This window comes from Streptomyces pluripotens (assembly GCF_000802245.2).
Taxonomy (GTDB): domain Bacteria; phylum Actinomycetota; class Actinomycetes; order Streptomycetales; family Streptomycetaceae; genus Streptomyces; species Streptomyces pluripotens.
In genome coordinates this window covers 5915607-5935704 of record NZ_CP021080.1, presented here as the reverse complement: position 1 = coordinate 5935704, position 20098 = coordinate 5915607, and the positions used below count along the sequence as shown (strand labels likewise).

At 71.8% G+C, this 20098-nt stretch carries 15 protein-coding genes; 9 read left to right on the top strand and 6 right to left on the bottom strand.

Features of this window, described 5'->3' with window-relative positions; translation table 11 throughout:
* The first annotated feature begins 13 nt into the window (after positions 1-13).
* The 3 genes from LK06_RS26410 to LK06_RS26400 all read left to right on the top strand — a co-directional run bounded on the left by LK06_RS26410 (position 14) and on the right by LK06_RS26400 (position 3268).
* Positions 14-1576 carry a 4-hydroxyphenylacetate 3-hydroxylase family protein gene (locus tag LK06_RS26410; protein WP_052269661.1) on the top strand — a complete coding sequence of 521 codons (1563 nt, stop codon included), beginning with the start codon at positions 14-16 and terminating at the stop codon, positions 1574-1576.
* Between the two features lie 176 nt (positions 1577-1752).
* On the top strand, positions 1753-2244 hold the full coding sequence (locus LK06_RS26405) for a DoxX family protein (protein WP_039648041.1): 492 nt from the start codon (positions 1753-1755) through the stop codon (positions 2242-2244).
* A 193-nt stretch (positions 2245-2437) separates the two neighbouring features.
* Complete coding sequence (locus tag LK06_RS26400) at positions 2438-3268, top strand: class I SAM-dependent methyltransferase (RefSeq protein WP_039648074.1); 831 nt, start codon at positions 2438-2440, stop codon at positions 3266-3268.
* Here the strand turns inward: LK06_RS26400 and LK06_RS26395 are convergent.
* The gene (locus tag LK06_RS26395; RefSeq protein ID WP_052269662.1) at positions 3254-4816 is read right to left on the bottom strand and encodes an MFS transporter; all 1563 of its coding nucleotides are present in this window, start codon (positions 4814-4816) and stop codon (positions 3254-3256) included. The two genes, LK06_RS26400 and LK06_RS26395, sit on opposite strands and share 15 nt — an antisense overlap.
* A 28-nt stretch (positions 4817-4844) precedes the next feature.
* Complete coding sequence (locus LK06_RS26390) at positions 4845-5837, bottom strand: NADPH:quinone reductase (protein WP_039648043.1); 993 nt, start codon at positions 5835-5837, stop codon at positions 4845-4847.
* 137 nt (positions 5838-5974) lie between these two features.
* Here LK06_RS26390 and LK06_RS26385 point away from each other — a divergent pair, with 137 nt between their 5' ends.
* From LK06_RS26385 to LK06_RS26365, 5 genes are read left to right on the top strand one after another with little or no spacing between them, the layout of a single operon-like run.
* On the top strand, positions 5975-6517 hold the full coding sequence (locus tag LK06_RS26385; protein WP_039648045.1) for an SRPBCC family protein: 543 nt from the start codon (positions 5975-5977) through the stop codon (positions 6515-6517).
* A 19-nt stretch (positions 6518-6536) separates the two neighbouring features.
* Complete coding sequence (locus LK06_RS26380) at positions 6537-8105, top strand: class I adenylate-forming enzyme family protein (RefSeq protein WP_039648047.1); 1569 nt, start codon at positions 6537-6539, stop codon at positions 8103-8105.
* Positions 8106-8107: 2 nt separating this feature from the next.
* Complete coding sequence (locus LK06_RS26375; protein WP_039648049.1) at positions 8108-9322, top strand: FAD-dependent monooxygenase; 1215 nt, start codon at positions 8108-8110, stop codon at positions 9320-9322.
* Positions 9319-11298: an FAD/NAD(P)-binding protein gene (locus LK06_RS26370; RefSeq protein ID WP_039648051.1), complete on the top strand. Its 1980-nt coding sequence runs from the start codon at positions 9319-9321 to the stop codon at positions 11296-11298. Before LK06_RS26375 ends, LK06_RS26370 begins: the two co-directional genes overlap by 4 nt.
* Positions 11295-12692, top strand: coding sequence for a nitrosuccinate lyase (locus tag LK06_RS26365; protein WP_039648053.1), 1398 nt, complete (start codon positions 11295-11297; stop codon positions 12690-12692). The genes LK06_RS26370 and LK06_RS26365 overlap by 4 nt, the downstream gene beginning before the upstream one ends.
* 82 nt (positions 12693-12774) lie before the next feature.
* Here the strand turns inward: LK06_RS26365 and LK06_RS26360 are convergent, their stop codons facing one another.
* The 4 genes from LK06_RS26360 to LK06_RS26345 all read right to left on the bottom strand — a co-directional run bounded on the left by LK06_RS26360 (position 12775) and on the right by LK06_RS26345 (position 17377).
* Positions 12775-14682, bottom strand: a complete 1908-nt coding sequence (locus LK06_RS26360; protein WP_043433372.1) for an anthranilate synthase family protein — start codon at positions 14680-14682, stop codon at positions 12775-12777.
* Positions 14679-15302, bottom strand: a complete 624-nt coding sequence (locus LK06_RS26355) for an isochorismatase family protein (protein WP_039648077.1) — start codon at positions 15300-15302, stop codon at positions 14679-14681. The genes LK06_RS26360 and LK06_RS26355 overlap by 4 nt, the downstream gene beginning before the upstream one ends.
* A 27-nt stretch (positions 15303-15329) precedes the next feature.
* Complete coding sequence (locus LK06_RS26350; RefSeq protein ID WP_043433373.1) at positions 15330-16100, bottom strand: 2,3-dihydro-2,3-dihydroxybenzoate dehydrogenase; 771 nt, start codon at positions 16098-16100, stop codon at positions 15330-15332.
* A gap of 74 nt (positions 16101-16174) precedes the next feature.
* Positions 16175-17377 (bottom strand): 3-deoxy-7-phosphoheptulonate synthase, encoded by a 1203-nt coding sequence (locus tag LK06_RS26345; protein WP_078858827.1) that lies wholly within the window; start codon positions 17375-17377, stop codon positions 16175-16177.
* Positions 17378-18373: 996 nt separating this feature from the next.
* Here LK06_RS26345 and LK06_RS26340 point away from each other — a divergent pair.
* Complete coding sequence (locus LK06_RS26340) at positions 18374-20095, top strand: IS701 family transposase (protein WP_052269663.1); 1722 nt, start codon at positions 18374-18376, stop codon at positions 20093-20095.
* Positions 20096-20098: the final 3 nt, after the last annotated feature.

Below are 20098 nucleotides of genomic sequence, written 5' to 3'. Positions count from 1 at the left end.
CAAGGAGGACGTCGTGCCCGCACGCACGGGGAAGCAGTACCTCGACCACCTGAAGTCGCTCAACCCGGAGATATATCTCAACGGCCGCCGCATCGCGCACGTCACCGAGGAACCGGTCTTCGCCGGCCCGTTGCGGACCATCGCGGAGCAGTACGACCTCCAACTGGACCCGCGCTACGTCGACGTCTGCACCTATGTGTCCCCCACGACGGGTGAACGGCTGTCGCGCTCCTTCCAGCCGTGCCGGAGCAAGGAGGACCTGGTCGCCAAGCGGCGGCACTTCAAGCTCCGGGCCGACCACACCTTCGGGATGATGGGCCGGTCGCCGGACTTCATGAACGCGTTCGTCCTGGGCTGGAACACCAACGCCCCGGTCTTCGGTGAACTGGACGAGCGGTTCGGCGAGAACGCGCGCCGGTACTACGAGCACGTGCGGGACAACGATCTCTTCCTGACCCATGTGCTGATCAACCCGGCGATCGACCGGTCGAAGACCTCCGCCCAGCAGGAGGACCCGTTTCTTCACCTGGGGAAGGTGCGGGAGACCGACGGGGGAATCGTCGTCCGTGGCGCGAAGATGCTCAGCACCATGGCGCCGTTCGCGGAGGAGCTCGTGGTCGTCCCCTTCGGAGGCATCGCCCCGGGCGACGACGACTACGCGGTGGTGTTCGCCATCCCCATCGACACACCGGGGTTGAAGTTCATCTGCCGCGAGCCGGTGGCACCGGCCGGCCGGACGGAGTTCGACCATCCGCTCAGCAGCCGGTTCGAGGAAATGGACTGCATCGCCGTCTTCGACGATGTGCTGGTCCCCTGGGACCGGGTCGTCGTCGACGGCCGACCTGGCAGCCGGGACCTGGTCAACCGAGTGCTCGGCAACGATCCGAGCGTCCTGGTGGTCAACGGCGCCCGGAGCCTGGCCTCGTCGGAGCTACTGTGCGGCATCGCGACGAAGATCGCCGACGCGACCGGGATCGACGGCTTCCTGCACGTCCAGGAGAAGCTCGGCGACCTGGTCTCCCGGCTCGAAACCCTGCGGACGCTGTTCTACGGCGCCGAGGCCCTGGCCGCGCCGTTGCGGGACGGCACCTGGGTGCCGTACATGCCGGGAATGATGGCGTTCCTCATGCAGACCGCACCGACGCACCGCCGGATGGTCGAGGTCATCCAGATCCTCGCGGCGGGCAACTTCTTCTACGCGCCGTCCAGCGGGGACTTCGCCAACGAGGAGCTGCGCCCGTTCATCGACCGGTTCGTACGGGGTCGTCCGGGCATCCCGGCGCAGGAGCGGGTCCGGCTGTTCAAACTTGCCTGGGACGTGGCCGGCGACGGGTTCGGCCAGCGGCTCATGCAGTACGTGAACTACTACAGCGGCGACCCGGTGCGGCTGACCGCCGGACTCTACCTGGGCGCGGACAAGACGGAGATCCACCGGACGGTCGAGCGGGCGCTGGCCGGTTCGGACCGGAGCCTGGACATCCCGCTCTCACCCGAGGTGCTGGAAATGGCGCCCCCTCCTCCGCCGACCAAGCCGCTCACCGGGATGTACCCGGCCAAGAGCCAGCCGTCGGCGTAGCGGCCACGGCGGTGTGCGAGTGGGAAATCCCCCCACTCGCACACCGGGCCCACCAGGCTTACGGAGTCCCAGAGGCTAGAATGCTAGCAAAACAGCCTCCGGTCGCCGGCGGTCGGCGTACGGCGTACGGCGGATGTCTCGATGCCCGGCGCGGCCGGGAGGACGGAAGGACGGCGATGGCAGGTACGGGCCGGTTGGTCATGAGGGGCATCGTCGGTGGACTGGCCATCGGCTTCGGCGGCCGGAAGCTGTTCGGCTGGTTCGGCGGTGCAGGCCGCGAGCGGACGGCGGAGAACTTCGAGTCGTTCGGGTACCGCAACGGCCGAGCGATGGCCGCCCTGGCCGGAGTCACCGAACTGACCGCGGGCGTGGGCCTGGTGACCGGGACCGCTACCCCACTGGCCGCGTCCGCCCTCATCGGGGAGATGGTCAACGCGGCAGCCGTGCACCGGCGGGAGGGCCTGTGGGCCGAGAACGGGGGCTACGAGTACCCGCTGGTCCTCGCCACGGCAGCGGCCTGCCTGGCCTGGGACGGCCCGGGGCCGCTCTCCGTCGACCACGCGCTCGGCCGCGAGCGGACGGGTCCCGTCTGGGGGCTGGGCGCCCTCGTGCTCGGCGCTGCCACCGGGACGACCGTGTGGCGTCTGTTCCGCGACGAGCAGAAGTGATCTCGCGCTCCTCCGCTCCCGCGCAGGAGCGGAGGAGCGTCATCCCATCGGGTGAACGCGGGGGGATGGGGGGCGAGATGGGAGGCGGCCGGAACACCGACCCGGGCAGGGTGGAACCACCCATCACGGACGGTGCAGGCGCACGTGCCTGCCCCACGTGATCGGTGATCCACGGACCGAGAGCGAGAACGTCATGCCCGCCCAGCGAACCGTCGCACCGGAGTCGACAGCCGTACGAGTGGCCCTGTGGCGGGCCATGCACGCCCAGGTCGACGAGCCCCCGCATGTCCTTCAGGACGAGATCGGCCTGGAACTCGTCGCGCCCGGCGCGAACTGGCACCGCCGTCCCGACATGGGGAAGAACGCCACCAGCGGCTTCCGCGCGGGCGTCGTCGCCCGGGCGCGGTTCGTGGAGGACCTGGTCGCCGACCGGTTCTCCGATGGCGTCCGGCAGTACGTGATCCTCGGCGCCGGTCTGGACACCTTCGCCCAGCGGCATCCGGAACTCGCAGCCGAAATGAGGGTGTTCGAGATCGACCAGTACGGCCCGCAGGAATGGAAGCGGCAGCGGCTGAGCGAGCTCGGCTACGGCGTACCCGAATGGCTGCGGATGGTACCGGTCGATTTCGAGAAGGACGAGGACTGGTGGGGGCGGCTGATCGAGGCCGGCTTCGACCTGGACCGGCCGGCGGTGCTGGCCAGCACCGGAGTCAGCATGTACCTCACCAAGGACGCGGTCGCGGACACCCTGGCCAAGGCGGCGCAGACCGCCCAGGGCTCTGCCTTCGCCATGACCTTCCTGCTGCCGCCCGAGACCGTCGCCGCCAGTGGCGGGAAACCGCGGTACCCGATCCGGTTCCGCAGTTGCTTCACCGCCGAGGAGATGCTCCAACTGGCGCGCGCGGCCGGGTTCCACGAGGTGCGGCACCTCTCGACGGCGGACCTCACCGAGCGCTACTTCACCGGACGGCCGGACGGGCTGCGACCCGAGGTCGGCGAGTCGTTTCTGCTAGCGACCACCTGACACCTCGGTGCTCCGTCGGTGCGCCGGTTCCCCCCGCGGCGGCTGGGGGGCGGCGAAGTCCCGGCCACGGATCAGGGCGGTGGCCAACGCCCCGCCCACCAGCGCCAGCAGGCCGCCGACGAGCAGCACGGCATTGAGGGAGTCGGCGAATCCGGTGTGGATCGCGTCAGCCAGCGCGCCACGGGCCTCCGGCGGCGCGAGTGCGACCTCCTGATCGGCGACTCCGCGGTGCACCGCACCGGCGACCTGCTCGACCCGGTCGCGCACTGCCGGGATGTCAGCCAGCCGCCGCTGGAGCGTCGTGTGCAGAGACGCCGCGAAGACCGTGCCGTAGCAGGCGACCCCGACCGCGATTCCGATCTGCCGGAAGGTCTGGTTGGCTCCCGACGCCATCCCGGACCACTGCGGCGGCACCACGCCCACCGCCGTCGAGGCGAGGGGTGGATTGACCATGCCGGCGCCGATGCCGGAGACGACGAGCCCGGCAATGAGGTGGGTCCAGTCGGACCCGGCGGTCACACCCCGCATCAGCAGCAGCCCGGCACCCACCAGGCCCAGGCCCGGACCGATCAGCCACCTCACCGGCACCCGGCTGGTCAGCCTGCCCGATGCGAAGGCGGCGACGAAGGTGAAGGCAGATCCGACCAGCAGCCGGACGCCGGTGGCCAGCGGGCTGCCGCCGAGGCCGTTCTGGAGATAGAGGACGAGGTAGAGGAAGACCGCGTACAGCGAGGCGTTCATCGCGAAGGCCGCCACCGAGCCGCCGAGGAATGACGGGATGCGCAGGAGCGACAGGCTGAACATCGGTTCCGGCACCCGCCACTCGACCACCACGAACGCCACCAGGCAACACACCGCCAGGCCGAGCCAGAGGGGCACACCCCGCTCCCTCCATCCGGCGTCGCTCGCCGTGATCAGCCCGTAGACCAGGCTGAACAGCCCGGCTGTCAGGGTCACCACACCCGGCCAGTCGATCCGGCCGCCCCGCGGGGCGCGGGACTCATCCACCCTGCACACCGTGATGACCAGCGCGGCGATCCCGACCGGCACGTTCACCAGGAAGATCCCCCGCCAGCCGACGCCATCGGTCAGCACGCCGCCGAGGACCGGGCCCAGACCGGTCGCGGCGCCCGCGACGGCACCCCAGACGCCGAAGGCCACCCCCCGTTGCCTGCCGTGGAAGGAGCCGGCCAGCAGTGCCAGCGACGTGGCCGACAGGATCGCGCCGCCGCACCCCTGCACCGCGCGGAACAGGACCAGCGTCGGCGCGCTTGGTGAGAGGCCGCAGAGCAGCGAGCCGCCGGTGAAGACCACCAGGCCGAGGGCGAACGCCCGCCGCCGGCCATACGTGTCGGCGAGGGATCCGGCGGTGAGCAGCAGCGCAGCCAGCGTGAGGGCGTAGGCGTCCGTCATCCACTGCAGGCTGCCGAAGCTCGCGTCGAGCGCGTGCTGGATGTTCGGCAGGGCGACGACGACCACGTTGATGTCGATCAGCAGCATGAACATCGCCGCGCACACCACCAGCAGCGTCCACCATCGGCGTTCCATCGGGCGGGGCCTCCTCGATTCGCAGTAGCTACGGCGCCGTGGCTCCGGCGATGTCCAAGATCAGCCGCTTTCCGTGCAGTTCACCGGCTTCCATGCGCCGGTGGGCCTCGGCGGCGGCGGGCAACGGCAGGGTCTGTGTCCTCCGGGCCCTCAAACGCCCGGTGGGGAGCAACCGGTTGAGGGCCCCGGCGACCTCGCCCAGTTCGGCCGTCGTGGCACGGGAGATGACGAATCCCCGAATCGAGCCGTCCTTGGTGTAGAGCGCGCCCGCCGGCAGGACGGGGTGCGTCCGCGCGCCGGCGAGCAGCACGATCCGACCTCGGGGAGCGAGGAGTTCGACCGCGGTGCCGAGGTCGTTCCGCCCCGAGGTGTCCAGGTGAACGTCGATCCCTCGCGGGCACCGCGACCTCAGATGCTCGGTCAGGCGGGGATCGGCGTAGTCGAACGCCTCGGCCGCCCCGAGTCCGCGGGTGTACGCCAGGTCGCAGCGGGCGGCGGTGGCGAGCACCCGAGCGCCCGCCTCGGCGGCCAGCACAACGAGCGCACTGCCGACGTTGCCCGCGGCCCCGGCGACGAGGACGGTCTCCCCCCGCCGGAAGCAGCCGTGTCGGAACAACGCGAGCCAGGCGGTGGCCGCGGGGTGCACCACAGCGACCGCGGCGGTCGGTGCCACCCCCTCCGGCAGGTGGTAGAGCCGGTCCGCCGCCACCACCGCCTGTTCCGCCGCGGCCCCCTGCCGGCCGTCGTGGCCCAGGCTGTTGCACCACACCCAATCGCCCGGGGCGAAGCCGGACGCGTCGGCACCCGCCTCGGCGACCACACCGACCAGGTCCCGACCGATCACGAACGGGAAGCTCAGCGTGGTCGGATACTGCCCGGACCGCACGAAGGTGTCCACCGGGTTGACCGTGGTGGCGCAGACGTTGACCAGCACCTCGTTCGATCGGGGTCGCGGGGGCGGGAGTTCCCCGTGGCGGATCTCTTCAGGTGACCCGAGTCGGTTCACATAGGCAGCCAGCACCCGGCCGATTCTGACAGCGCCGCACCACACACGGGAAAAGCTACTGAGCCTTCGTCAACTTACATAAAAGGCTCCGACTTGACGCATCCGCGGCCTCTCTTTTGACTGCCGGAGCCACCCCCACGAAATTCGAAACCATGACCCCAACGAATACCCAGATCACGCCGTTGTTCGATGTCCGGGCCCGGACGCGGATCGCCGCGACACCGGCCGAGGTGTACGCGGTGGTCAGCGATCTGCCGCGCAGCGCCGAATGGAGCACGGAGTGCACAGGCGGAGCCTGGGTGTCCGGCCGCCCGGCGACGGTGGGCGCCGTCTTCCGCGGCGAGAACCTGCGAGCCGAGGACGTCGTGGCGTGGGCACCCGTCGTCCGCGGTACCTGGCACACCGAGTCACAGGTGGTCGCCGCCGAGCCCGGACGGGTCTTCCGCTGGGCCATGCGGGACAGTGCCGGGGATCCTCAGGACAGTGTCTGGTCGTACGAGATCGCGCCGGACGGCGACGGCTGCGTGCTGGTGCACGGCCTACGCATGGGCACCGCGACCGAGGGGATCCGGGGGATCACCGCAGGGATGGACGAGGCCACCAGGAAGAGGTTCTTCGCCGACTGGACCGAGAAGCTGGCCGGGGACCTTCTGGCCACGCTGCACCGCATCAAGGCGCTCATCGAGAAGGCGTGATCGGAAGGAAGTGCGGGACATGCTGCTGCAACGGGTGGGAAACCGCGGAATCCGGCTGGGCACGCTCTTCGAGCGGGCGGCCGCCCGCCACCCGGCCAACGTCGTGGTCCTCGACCACGAGTTGGACCTGGCACCCGGCCTGGGCCGCCGACTGACCGTCGCGGACATCGCGGATCTGGTCGACGACTTCGCGTCCCGGCTGTGGGCAGCCGGGGTCCGCCCGGGGGACCGGGTGGTCGTCCACAAGACGAATGGCTTCGACATCACCCTGCTGGCGTGCGTGGCGGCACGGATCGGCGCGGTGCCGGTGCTGCTGTCACCGAAGCTCGACGGCGCGACCGTCGCCGAGTTGGTGCGTCGGGTGGACCGACCCCATCTCATCACGGACCAGGCTAAGTTGGACGGCGAGCTGCCCGACACGGTCTTCGACCACGCGTGCCAGGTGCTGCTCGCCGCAGGCGACCATCCCGGCGCCAGACGGCTGCGCGACCTGGCCGGCGCGCCGCGGGTGGCGCCGGCCACCGTGTCCGCCCACCATCCGGCCCTGATCACGCACACGTCCGGCACCACCGGCATCCCCAAGCTGGCCGTGCACACCGGATGGACGCTGCAGGCCCGATACCGGCCGCAGGCCGCTGCGACCGCTCTGGTCCGCAAACGGCGCCCGGTGGCGGTGCATGTGTCCTTCGTTCACTCCCGGTTGTTCACCGCGATGGCCATCGCAATGCTGCGCGGCTTCCCGCTCGTCATGCTGGCCGACGACGACCCGCGGCAGGCCGCCGACCTGTTCGCCCGGCTGCGCCCGGGTGTGATCGAGGCGCACCCCAACACGTTCATGCGGTGGGAGGAGCTGGCGGACGACCCGCGGCGACCGCTGGCGCAGGTGAAGTACTTCAGCAGCACCTTCGACGCCATCCATCCCCGGACCGTGCAGCGGATGCTGCGGGCCTCCCGGCACCGGCTGCCGCTCTTCGCCCAGCTCTACGGACAGAGCGAAGCCGGGCCGGTGGTCGGGCGGATCTTCACCCGCTGGCGCGGCGAGGACGCCGACGGCCGTTGCGTCGGCCGCGCGTTCCCCGGCATGACCGCGGTCCGGGTGGTCAGCCGGGACGGGCGGCCGGTGTCCGAGACGTCCCCCGGGTACATCGAGGTCCGCACCAACGGCCGGGTCCTGACCTACCTGGGCGAACCCGAACGCTATGCCCAGCAGGAGCACGACGCGTGGTGGCGGATGGGCGACGTGGGCTACCGCACGCGGTGGGGCTGCCTGCACCTGCTCGATCGTGAGGTCGATGTCATCCCCGGCTTCGGCAGCACGCTGTCGGCGGAGGACGCCCTCTTCTCCGCGCTGGACGAGCTGGTCGAAGTCATCATCGTGCCCGGCCCGGACAGCACGCCGGTGCCGGTGGTGTGCACCCGGGACGACAAGCCGCTCGACAAGGTCGCGTGGGACCGAGCCACGACCGGCCTACCCCGGATGGCGGAGCCGGTCCAGTGGCGCCGGGCAGACCTGCCACAGACCGCCACCACCAAGATCAAGCGACTGGAGCTGGCCAGGGCGCTGGGCGATGGGAACAGGAGCCGATAGGGATGGCGAAGATAGTCGTCGCCGGCGGCGGCATCGGTGGGCTGGCCGCCGCACTGAGCGTCGCACGACGGGGCCACGACGTGGTGGTCCTCGAACGCGGCTTGCGCTTCGCCGAGTTCGGCGCCGGGCTCCAGCTGGCGCCGAACGGGATGCACGCCCTGGCCCGCCTTGGTCTGGGTGCCGAGGTCCGGGCCCGCGCGGCGCACGTCGACGAGCTGCGGTTCATGGACGGGGTCACCGGTGAGCACGTCACCAGCGTGCCCCTCACGGAGGGCTACCGGCAGCGGTTCCGCAACCCGTACGTGGTCATGCACCGCGGTGAGCTGCACGGGCTGCTGCTCGCGGCCTGCCGCGACGCGGCGCGCATCGAGCTGTGCCCGGCCCGGTCGGTCGCCGGGTACGAGCAGGACGGCACCCGCGCGGCGGCCGTCCTCGACACCGGTGAGCGGATCACCGGTGACGCGCTGATCGGGGCGGACGGGATCCACTCCGCGGTCCGCCGGCAGTTGGTCGGCGACGGTCCGCCACGCATCTCGGGCATCACCGTCTACCGCGCGATCGTCCCGATGGACCAGGTGCCGCAGCGACTGCGGTGCAACGCCGTCACATGGTGGACCGGCCCCGGGTGCCACTTCGTGCACTACGCGATCGCCGGGGGCAAGTACCTCAACCTGGCGGCCAGTTTCGACGGTGGGGCAACCCGGGCGCTCGCCGGCGTCCCGGTGGAGGAGCACGTCGTCCGCGACCTGTTCACGGTGCTCGGCGCGACGCCGCGGCAGCTCATCGGCCTCGGTGAGCAGTGGAAGTCCTGGGTGCTGATCGACCGGGCACCGGTCGATCACTGGACCGACGGTCCGGTCGCCCTGCTCGGGGACGCGGCCCACCCGATGCTGCACTACGCGGCTCAAGGGGCCTGCCAGGCACTTGAGGACGCGGTGGTGCTGGGCGACCTGCTGGACGGCGGCGAAGCCGGCTTCGCCCAGTGCTTGGCGGAGTACAACCGGCTGCGGCGCGACCGCACCGCCGCAGTGCAACGGATCTCCCGCGCGAGCATCGCGCTGTGGCACCCGGCCGGGGCGGCGGCCACGGCCAGGAACGCGGCGCTGTCCAGGATGTCGCCGAGCGACCTGCACGACCACCTCGCGTGGATGCACGGCGCACGCGACTTCACCGCCGGCGCCCCGCCCGCCCTCCCCCACCAGGAGGCGGCCCGATGACCGACCGGCACCTGGAATTGTGCGTCATCGGGGCCGGTCCCCGAGGACTGTCCGTGCTGGAGCGGCTGTGCGCCAACGCCCGGCACGAGCCGACAGGCCCCTCGGTCACCGTGCACATCGTCGACCCGGAGGCGCCCGGCGCCGGCGCCGTCTGGCGGACCGGGCAGTCCCGTCACCTGCTCGCCAACACCGTGGCCTCGCAGATCACCGTCTACACCGACACCAGCGTGCGCAGCGCCGGCCCGGTCGAGCCGGGCCCCAGCCTCCACACATGGGCGCAGAGCGTGGCGCTTCTGGGCTCGTCGGCCGACTACGACGAGGACATCCTCGCGGAGGCACGGCGGTTGGGCCCCGACTCGTACCCCACCCGGGCCCTGTACGGGCACTACCTCCGGGACGCGTTCCGGCGGGTGGTCTCCCGCGCCCCGGGGCGGGTACGCGTCCGGGTGCACCGGTCGCGCGCCGTGGCCATGGCCGACACCCACGGCCTGCCCGGCGGCGCGCAGGGGGTCCGGCTGGAGAACCGGACCCGGCTCGACGACCTCGACGCCGTGGTGCTGGCCCAGGGCCACCTCCCGGCCCGGCTGACACCGCGGGAGGAGCGGACGGCCAGCCTGGCCCGCATCCATCACCTCACCTATCTGCTGCCCGGCAATCCCGCGGAGGCCGACCTGAGCGCGGTCGCGCCGGGCCGCCCCGTGCTGTTGCGCGGCCTCGGACTGAACTTCTTCGACTACATGGCGCTGCTGACCGTCGGCCGCGGTGGCGTCTTCGTCCGCGACGGAGGCCGGCTGCGATACCTGCCCTGCGGGGAAGAGCCCCGGCTCTACGCCTTCTCCCGTCGGGGGGTCCCCCACCACGCCCGCGGGGAGAACGAGAAGGGCGCCTTCGGCCGGTACCAGCCCCGGTTGCTCACCCCCGAGTTCCTCGACGGGTTGCGCCGCCGCACCCTCGCGGGCGGCCGGGTCCGATTCGGCACCGACCTGTGGCCACTGATCGCCCGGGAGGTGGAAACGGTCTACTACGGCACCCTGTTGGCGACCCGGGGGCAGCAGGCCCGACGGGACTCCTTCACGGAGCAGTACGTGGCGCTGCCGGACCCGGCGGGGCGGGGCCGGGTGCTGGACGCCCACGGCATCGCCCCCGCGGACCGGTGGGATTGGGAGCGGATCGCGCGGCCCTGCGCCGGTAGGAAGTTCCACGGGCGTGCGGAATTCCGCAGCTGGCTGCTCGCCTACCTGGCCCGGGACGTGCGGGAGGCGAAGGCGGGCAATGTCACCGGCCCGCTGAAGGCCGCCCTGGACGTGCTCCGCGACCTGCGCAACGAAATCCGGCTCGCGGTGGACCACGGCGGCCTGGAGGGCGACTCGCACCGCGACGAGCTCGACGGGTGGTACACCCCGCTCAACGCCTTCCTGTCCATCGGGCCGCCGGTGTCGCGGGTGGAGGAGATGATCGCCCTGATCGAGGCGGGTGTCCTGGACCTCACCGGGCCCGGCACACAGGTGCGCCTCGACACCGCCACGCCGGGCTTCGTCGCCAACTCGCCCCTCGCACCGGGTCCCGTGGTGCGGTCCGGCGTACTCGTCGAGGCCCGGTTGCCCGCGCCCGACCTCCGCCGTACTGCGGACCCGCTCCTGCTTCACTTGCTCCGCACCGAGCAGTGCGCCACCTACCGCATCCCGGACGCCCAGGGCGGCACCCACGAGACCGGTGGGCTCGCCGTCACCGAGCGCCCTTACCGGTTGCTCGACGCGCGCGGGCGGGCTCACCCGCGCCGCTTCGCCTACGGCGTCCCCACCGAGGCGGTGCACTGGGTCACCGCGGCCGGCATCCGCCCCGGAGTCGACTCGGTGATTCTCCGCGACGCCGACGCCATCGCCCGCGCCCTCCTCTCCGTACCACCGGTGGTACGGGAACCGGCCGCGGCCGGCCCGGTGAGCGACCCGGCCGACCTGACGGGAGTGCCGATATGACGAAGCCGCCGCCCGAAGCCGATCCCGATTCCGGCCTGCTCTCCCCCGTGCGGGCCGGCACACCCGTCGAGGCCGCCGTCGGCGACCGGGCGTGGCTGCAGGCCATGCTCGACGCCGAGGCTGCCCTGGCCCGGGCCCAGGCACGGCTGGGCACCGTGCCCGGACCGGCCGCCGCTGCGATCACCGCCGCGGCCCGGGCCGACCGCCTCGACCTGCGCCAACTCGCCGTACAGGCACGGGAAACGGCCAACCCGGTGGTGGGGCTGGTGAAGGCGCTCACCGCGGTCGTCGCCGACGACGCCCCAGACGCCGCCGGCTATGTGCACCAGGGCTCCACCAGCCAGGACATCTTCGACACCGCCGCCATGCTGGTCGCCGACCGGGCACTGCGCCTGATCCGGCGGGACCTCGGACGGACGGCGGAGGCGCTGGCCCACCTCGCCGGTCGGCACCGGGACACCGTGATGGCCGGCCGGACCCTGGCCCTGCACGCGGTGCCCACCACCTTCGGGCTGAAGGCGGCGGGGTGGCGGAGCCTGGTGCTGGACGCCGCCGACCGGGTGGACCGGGTGCTGCGGGACGGTCTGCCGGTGGCGCTCGGCGGGGCGGCCGGCACCCTCGCCGGCTACCTCGCGCGCGCCGACGCGGACGGCGCTGCCGACCCCGGCGGGTACGCCGATGCCCTGGCCGACGCGTTCGCGGCGGAGACTGGGCTCACCCGGCCGCGGCTGCCCTGGCACGCGCTGCGCACCCCGATCGCCGACCTCGCCGCCGCGCTCGCCTTCACCGCCGGCGCGCTGGGCAAGATCGCGCTCGATGTGCAGACCCTCGCCCGCACCGAGATCGCGGAGCTGACCGAACCGGGGGCGCCCGGCCGCGGTGGCTCCTCCGCCATGCCGCACAAGCGCAATCCGGTGCTCGCCACACTCATGCGGAGCGCGGCGCTCCAGGTCCCGGTGCTGTCGACCGGGCTGACGCAGTGCCTGTGCGTCGAGGACGAGCGGTCGGCCGGCGGCTGGCACGCTGAGTGGCAGCCGCTGCGCGAGTGCCTGCGGCTGACCGGCGGATCGGCGCACATCGCGGTGGAGCTGGCCGAAGGGCTGCGCGTGCGGGCGGACCGGATGCACGGCAACCTCGCTCTCACCGGGGGCCGGATCGTCTCGGAAAGGATCGCTGCCGTGCTGGGCGGCACGCTCGGCGGTGCCGCCGCGCGGCGCCTGCTGACCGAAGCCGCCGCAGTCGCCGAACGGTCCGGCCGCCCGCTGTCCGCGGTGCTCGCCGAGGCCCCGGAGCTCGACGGCCGGATGTCCGCCGGGGAGTTGGAGGAACTGTGCGAGCCGGCTCATTACACGGGCGCCGCCGGACCGTTGGTGGACCGGGCACTGAAGGGATGAGGGGCGTGGCGCCCCCACAGCCGCCACGCCCCCGCCGAGGCACCCGCCTCAGCCGACGGGCCCCTTTTCCTGCCTCCTCAGGTCACTGGCCCAGGGCTTCACCGATCCGTTCGGCGATGATGCGGACCCCGTCGACGGTGAGCACCGACTCCGCGTGGAACTGCACCGAGGCGAACCAGGGCCCGCGCAACGCGTGCACCTCCCCCGTCCCCGGATCGCGGCTGATCTCCACCACGCCGGTCCCCGGACAGTCGATCTTGCCGTCCTCGCTGCGGGCGGCGAAGGAGTTGTAGAAACCGACGCGTTCCAGAAGGCCGAAGAGGTCGATGTCCTGCTGGAGGCCCTGGTTCGGCACCTCCTTGCGGATCACTTCCAGCCCGAGCCGGGCGCTGAGCACCTGGTGGCTCAGGCACACCGCGAGGAACGGCCGCCGCTCCGTCAGCAGCCGGTCGATCGCGGCGTGCAGATGAGCGATCTTGGGGTGCCCGACGTCCAGCGGGTCGCCCGGCCCCGGTCCCATGACGACCAGGTCGAATCCGTCCCAGGTGTACTGGTCGTCGAACCGACGGACCTGCACCCGAAGGCCCAGGGAGCGGAGTTGGTGGTACAGCATGGCGGTGAAGGTGTCCTCGGCATCGATGACCAGTACGCGACGGCCGTGCATCGCGGGCCGGGGCCCCTCGCGCCGGTCCGTGCGGGTCAGCCAGAAGCCGGCGAGGCCGGTGTTGCGGCGGTCCAGCGCGGCCCGGACGCACGGGTCGCCGGCAAGGCGCACGGGCCGGTCGGCGTGGCGCACGGGCCGCTCGGCCTGCAGCGCGGCAAGCAGCCCCGCGGCCTTGGCCCGCGTCTCGGCAGCCTCCGACACCGGGTCGGAGTGGCGCACCAGGGTCGCCCCGACCCCGATCCGGAGCCGTCCGCCGCGGTCGATGTCGGCGGTGCGGATCAGGATGGCTGAGTCCAGTGTGCGGCCGCCGCTGCCGTCCCGACCGATGAGCGCGAGGACCCCGCTGTAGTACCCGCGGCCCGTCGGCTCGTACCGGCTGATGATCCGGCAGGCGTTCTCCAACGGGCTCCCGGTCACGGTGGGGGCGAACATCGTCTGCCGGAGGATCTCGCGCGGGTCACGGGTGGTGCGCCCCTCGATGAAGTACTCGGTGTGCGCCAGCCTCGCCATCTCCTTGAGGTACGGGCCGACCACGCGGCCCCCACTGTCGCAGATCCCGGCCATCATCTTGAGCTCTTCGTCGAGGACCATGTAGAGCTCGTCGGTCTCCTTGCGGTCGTCGAGGAAGGCCAGCACGTCCGGGAGGGCCGGGCCGCCCGGCGGGTAGCGGTAGGTGCCGCTGATCGGATTCATCACGGCGGTGCCGCCGTGCACGCTGATGTGCCGCTCCGGCGTGGCACCCACGAAAGTCCGGTCGCCGGTGTGCACGATGAACGTCCAGTACGCGCCGGTCTCCTGCTGGAACAGCCGGCGGAACAGCGACAGGCCGTGCCGGGGCGTGTAGTCCGTGATCTCCGCGATGCAGGAGCGCTTGAGGACGAAGTTGCCGCCCTCGCCCCGACCGATCTCCTCGGCGACGACCGTCCGCACCAGGTCGGCATAGGCGTCGTCAGAGATGTCGAAGTGCCGGCCGCGGAGCCGGGTCGGCAGGTCCGGCAGCCGCGCCAGCGCCTCATGGCAGGGCATAGCAGCCTGTGCGATGACGGTCATCGCCAGCAGCTGCTCGCCGTCGTCGGTGCAGGCGAAACCGCGCTCGGCGAGCTGCCGGAACGGCATCAGCACCAGCACCGCGTGCCCCGCATCGCCGGCCCGTTCGGGCAGCGGGACGTCGGCCAGGGCGGTCACTGCGGACACCTCGCCGACGAGGACGTCCAGGACCGCGCCGCCGGTCCGCTCCGGGCGGTGGATCAGCGCGAACGCCGGTGGCCGCGGCGACAGGACCAGATCGAGCGGGTCGGGCACCGCGGGCGTCGTGGCACCGGTCATGCGCAGAACTCCTTGACCGTGGTGACCACCGCGCAGCGCTGTGCGGCGTAGGTGAGGGTCAGGCGGTGGTGGTCCGCGGAGAAGTCCGCGATCGCGTCGGCGACGATGAACGTCTGGAGGTCGTGGGTGAACGCCTCGACCGCGGTCATGAGCACCCCGACATGTCCGTAGACACCGCAGATGACTAGCTGATCGCGACCGTGCCGCGCCAGGCGCTCGCGCAGGTCCGACCGGAAGAAGGCGCTGTAGCGCCACTTGGTGAACAGCCAGTCGCCCGGTGCCGGCGCCAGTTCGTCGACGATCCGGCGGTCGGCGGGGTCGACCTGCATGCCGGGCCCCCAGAAGTCCTTGAGCAGACCGCGGTCCTCATCGGTCATCCCGCCCGGCTGGGCGGTGTAGGCGACCGGGATGCCGAGGCTCGCACAGCGCTCCCGGAGCTGCGCCGTGTTCCGCACCAGTTGCCTGCGGAGGGTGCCCGGGAACGGGCGCAGGAAGTAGCGCTGCATGTCGTGGATGAGCAGCACCGCCCGGTCCGGGTCTGCTTCCCATCCGGCGACGTTCTCCGGCAGGTCACCCGCGGCCGGCATCGGGTAGGGCTCGATGGGGGGTATCCCTGCCATGGCCATCTCCTTCACGCCCATGGTTCCTCACACCCCCAAGGTCGCGCCGCCGTCGACGGTCAGGTCGTGCATGGTGATGTGCCCGGCCCGTTCGGAGAGCAGGAAGACCACGGCGTCCGCGATGTCTGCCGGCCGGGCCAGCTTGCCCAGCGGGATGCCCACCTTGTAGGCCTCGGGCCGGCCGTCGATCGTCCCCTGCGGGCCGGTCTCGTCGTGCCACATGGACCGGAGCATCGCGGTGTCGGTGGAACCGGGGGCGACGACGTTGCAGCGGATACCGTGGCAGGCGACCTCCAGGGCCAGGCACTTGGTGAACATCGTCGCCGCGGCCTTCGACGCGGCGTAGGCCGCCATCTCCATGCGGGGCGTACCGGCCGCGTTGGACGCCACGGTGACGATCGCGCCGCGGGAGCGGGGCACCATGCGGTTGACCACCGCCCGAGACACCTGCATCACGCCGGTGGCGTTGACGGCGAAGGTCGCCGCCCAGTCCTCGTCGCTCTGCCGGCGCACCGGGCCCAGGCGCAGCACACCGGCGGCGTTGACCAGGTAGTCCACCGGTCCCAGCGTGCCCTCCACGCGCTCCACCAGTTCTTCCACCTCGGCGGCGCGGGTGACGTCGGCGGGGAACGCCTCGACGGGCAGGCCGTCCGCGGCCATCTTCCCCACCGCCTCGTCGAGCCGTCCGGTGTCCCGGTCCACCGCGGCCACCCGGACGCCCCGTCGGCCCAGTGCGCGGACGACCGCCGCGCCGATCCCACCCGCTGCCCCGGTGACCAGGGCGACTGCGTCCTCCATTGTCCAGACCTCCATTGCTGGGTGTACGCGAGGAAGTTCTGCTCGGTGCGGGCCGGTTGCGAGCCGGCGGGTACTCACGCCCGCCACGCCGAGACCACCGCAACGGCTTGGTCCGGGTTGAGACGCGGATCGCAGAGGCTGGTGTACCTGTCCCCGACGTGCGGCGCTTCCTCCCAGGTCCGAGCGCATTCCGTGACGTCGTCCGGGGTGGTCTCCAGGTGGAGGCCGCCGGCGACGCCGCCCCCGGCGGCGACCGCGTCCTGGAAGCGGGTCACCTCCTGCACGATCCGGTGCAGGAGCCGGGTCTTGAAGCCGTTCGGTGTGGCGAAGGTGTTGCCGTGCATCGGGTCGCACAACCAGATCACCGGGTGCCCCGCGGCCCGCACCGCCGCGACGAGGGCAGGCAGCCGGCCGCCGATCTCGTCGGCTCCCATCCTGGTGATCAGGGTGAGTCGCCCCGGCTCCCGGCGCGGGTCGAGCCGTTCACACAGGACCAGCAGTTCACCGGTCGTCATGGTGGGGCCGACTTTGCAGGCCACCGGGTTGACGACCTGCGCGAGCAACGCGACATGGGCCCCGTCGGTCTGCCGGGTACGCTCGCCGATCCACGGCCAGTGCGTGGACGACAGCCATGCCCGGCCCGACGCCGAGCGACGCACCATCGGCAGCTCGTAGTCGAGCAACAGTGCCTCGTGGCTGGTCCACACCCTGGGTGTGGGGCGTGGGTGCGCACCCCGGTCGGCCCAGCCCAGGCACCGCATGACGGCGCCGGCGAGCCGGTAGCCGGAGAGGATCCGGGTCGGGTCGGGGCGCCGGCTCTCGGGGTCGGGCTCGGGGCCGTTCACCATGTGCCCGCGGTAGGCGGGAAGTTCGAGGTCGCCGACGCGTTCGGTCTGCGCGGACCGGGGCTTGGCGAACTGACCGGCCAGTCGGCCGACCCGCAGCACCGACCGACCGGTGCTCTCTTCCATCCGACCTGCGAGGAGTTCCAGCAGTTCGGACTTGCGGGCGACATCGCCGGGGGTGCAGTCGGCGGGATCCTCCGCGCAGTCACCCGCCTGCACCACCCGGACCGCGCCGGTGGCGACCGCAGCGAGCCGGGTGCGCAGCGCGAGCACCTCATCGGCTTCGAGCAGCCCCGGGAGGGCGGCCAGTTGGCCGCGGACCCGCCGGGCCAGTGCCGCGTCGGGCCAATGCGGCTGCTGCCTCGCCGGACCCAGCCCCAGGTCGCGTGCAGCGGGGGCCGGTGCGACCTTGGTCGATGAACGAGTGAGCACGGTGATCTCCCGAACTTGCTCGACGGATGTCCGGCTGCGCACGGAACTCCGGCCGCAGCGCGGGCAGCCGACGTGTGGCCCGCGCTGCGGCCGCCCGGCGGCGGCAGACGCACACGGTCTGATGAGAATCGGCGGCACGGGCCGCCGGTGAGAACCACCTCGGCGGCGGAACTGCGCGGTCGAGCTTCGTCGATCGAGTAGTCGGCTGACTGCGCCTCAGTCTTATGGCTCGTGTGCGGCGGGGCCAATGACCGTCGGGGAGCTGTGTCAAGTGAGTGGCTTTCACATCAGGTTGACCGCCGGCTACGGAACTGTGGATCCGGGAGCCCGGCAGGGGAACCGGGGTGGTTCCGGAGGCCTCCATCACCCTTTCGGGAATTCTGTCAAGCGGCTCGTTGCGCCATGCAACCTGGTTGCGGACGGTGCCGGTGCGACGTAGCGTCCGGGACGGCGGCCGACCGCCACCGCACATTCTGCGGTTTCACCACCTCCCGTCCGACTGGGTATTCAGATAGCCAGCCAACTGGGGAGAAAATCCGCAGGCCCGTTTGACGCGGTAATCGACTCGCACACTTGTTGTCCATCGGGGGCTTGTCTAACCTGAAGGCAAGACCTGTCAATTCAGTACGAGCCGGGGATCCGTCGGGGGAATCTCCCGAAATCCAGCATCGCGGAGCGGTGTTCCCTTGTGCGCCGGGCGTGCGGCGCGCCGGCCGGCCACCCCACCATTTCGCGTTCTCCGGGTACGCCGACACGGACTGACTGGATGAGGGGACACCGATGCGCTGGGAACAAGCCGCGGTCACTCAAGTCGACAGTGTGGGCATGCCACTTCCACCACCGGAACCGCCAGCGGCCCTACCAACTTGTACGATCCCGATTCGCGTCCTGCGGCACGGGAAAAGCCTCAGAACGCGCGGGGAGAACCAGGAATACGTCAGTACGCTCGCCCAGTCGCCGGTCAAACTCCCGCCCATCTTCGTGCACCGAAAGACCATGCGGATCCTGGACGGAATGCACCGGCTGAAGGCCGCGGAACTGCGCGGTGACGAGTCGATCGAGGTGGTCTTCTTCGACGGGGACGAGGAGGATGCGTTCGTCGCAGCGGTGTCGTCCAACGCGCGGCACGGCATGCCCCTCTCGTTCGACGACCGCACCGCGGCAGCCACCCGGATCCTCGGCTCCCGCCCGCACTGGCCGGATCACACGATCGCCTCGGTGACCGGACTCGACCGGAGGACCGTGCGCGCGCTCCGCGTCCGCTTGGGCGTCCCCGACCCGCAGCCGACCAATCTGGTCCCGCTGGAACGCCCCCGCCCGGCCGCGCCGACGCGGTACGCCGGACTCCCCGGGAAGGCGTCGGCTCCGAGACTCAGCACGCCGGTCCACCAGGTGGCACAGGAATTCGGGCTGGAGCCGCGCGCCCTCGTCGACGTGCTGAACCGGCTCCGCCGGGGCCTGCGGGAGGTACCCGGGGGCCCGTACGGTACCGGGCCGGAGAGCCTGTCCCCGCCGGCGTCGGCGCCGCGCGCCCCGGGCGACCGGACGCCGCCCCTGGGACACACTGGGTCGTCCGACGCGACGGAACTCGTCCTCGACCGGGTCTGCGAGGAGTTGTTCGCCACGCTCACCCGGCGCGATCAACGGCTGAGAGCCCGCCAGTACCTGCGGGGGCTGCTGGGCACGCCCGGCCGGAAGACCATCCGGAACATCGCGGCCTTCGTCGAAGGCCCGGGGATCGACCAGCGGCTGCACCACTTCATCAGCGACTCCACCTGGGACTGGGAACCCGTCCGCACCGCGCTCATCCGGTACGTGGTGCGGACCATGGAGCCCGAAGCGTGGGTGATCCGCCCGGTGCTGATCCCCAAGGCGGGCCAGCAGGCGGTGGCGGTGAGCCGACGGTTCTGCCCGAGCCGGGGAAAGGCCGTCAACGGCCAGGAGGCGGTCGGCGTTCTCGCGGTGTCCGAGACGGCCGGTACCCCGGTGAGCTGGCGCCTGCACGTACCCAAGGACTGGGCCGAGGACCCGCGCCGGCGCGAACGGGCGGGGATGCCCGACGACCTCAGCACCGAGTCCCTGGGCGAGTGCACGGCGCACGCCCTTCTGCATGTCTTGGCCCGCACCGGGGGCCCCGACCGGCCGGTGGTGGTGGACGGGCGCACCATGGAACGCGCCCAGCTCCTGCGGCCGCTGCACGCCGCCGAAGTGCCCCTGCTCGTACGGATCTCGGCGGCCCTGCCACTGCAGATCCAGGACCCGGCGCTGGCCGGTCACCGCACGCACGGGCCGCTCACCGCGCGCCGGATCGTGGAGGCGGCCCGGTTCCGCCGCCGGCCGGTGGGCGGCCCGGATCCCGCGGTCGAGGCAGGCCACTTGATCACCACCGTCGACGTCCAGTGGCCCGCCGGCGTCGAGCACCCGTACCCGCAAGCGGAGACCCCACTACGGCTGATCGCGGTCAGTCCGGTGGGGGAGAACGTGTGCCAGGAGCTGTGGCTGACGACGTTGACGACGGTATCGGCCGCGACCGTGCTGAAATTGGCCAGGCTCGTGCGCCGGGTCGACCGGGACCTGGAATCTGTTTCCCAGCACGTCGGAATCTGGGATTTCAGCGGCCGGTCCTTTCCCGGCTGGCACCGGCACGTCACGCTCGCGTCCATTGCATATCTCGTGCGTCTATTGGCCCGGACCGATTACCGAGCCGACCTTGCGTGACAC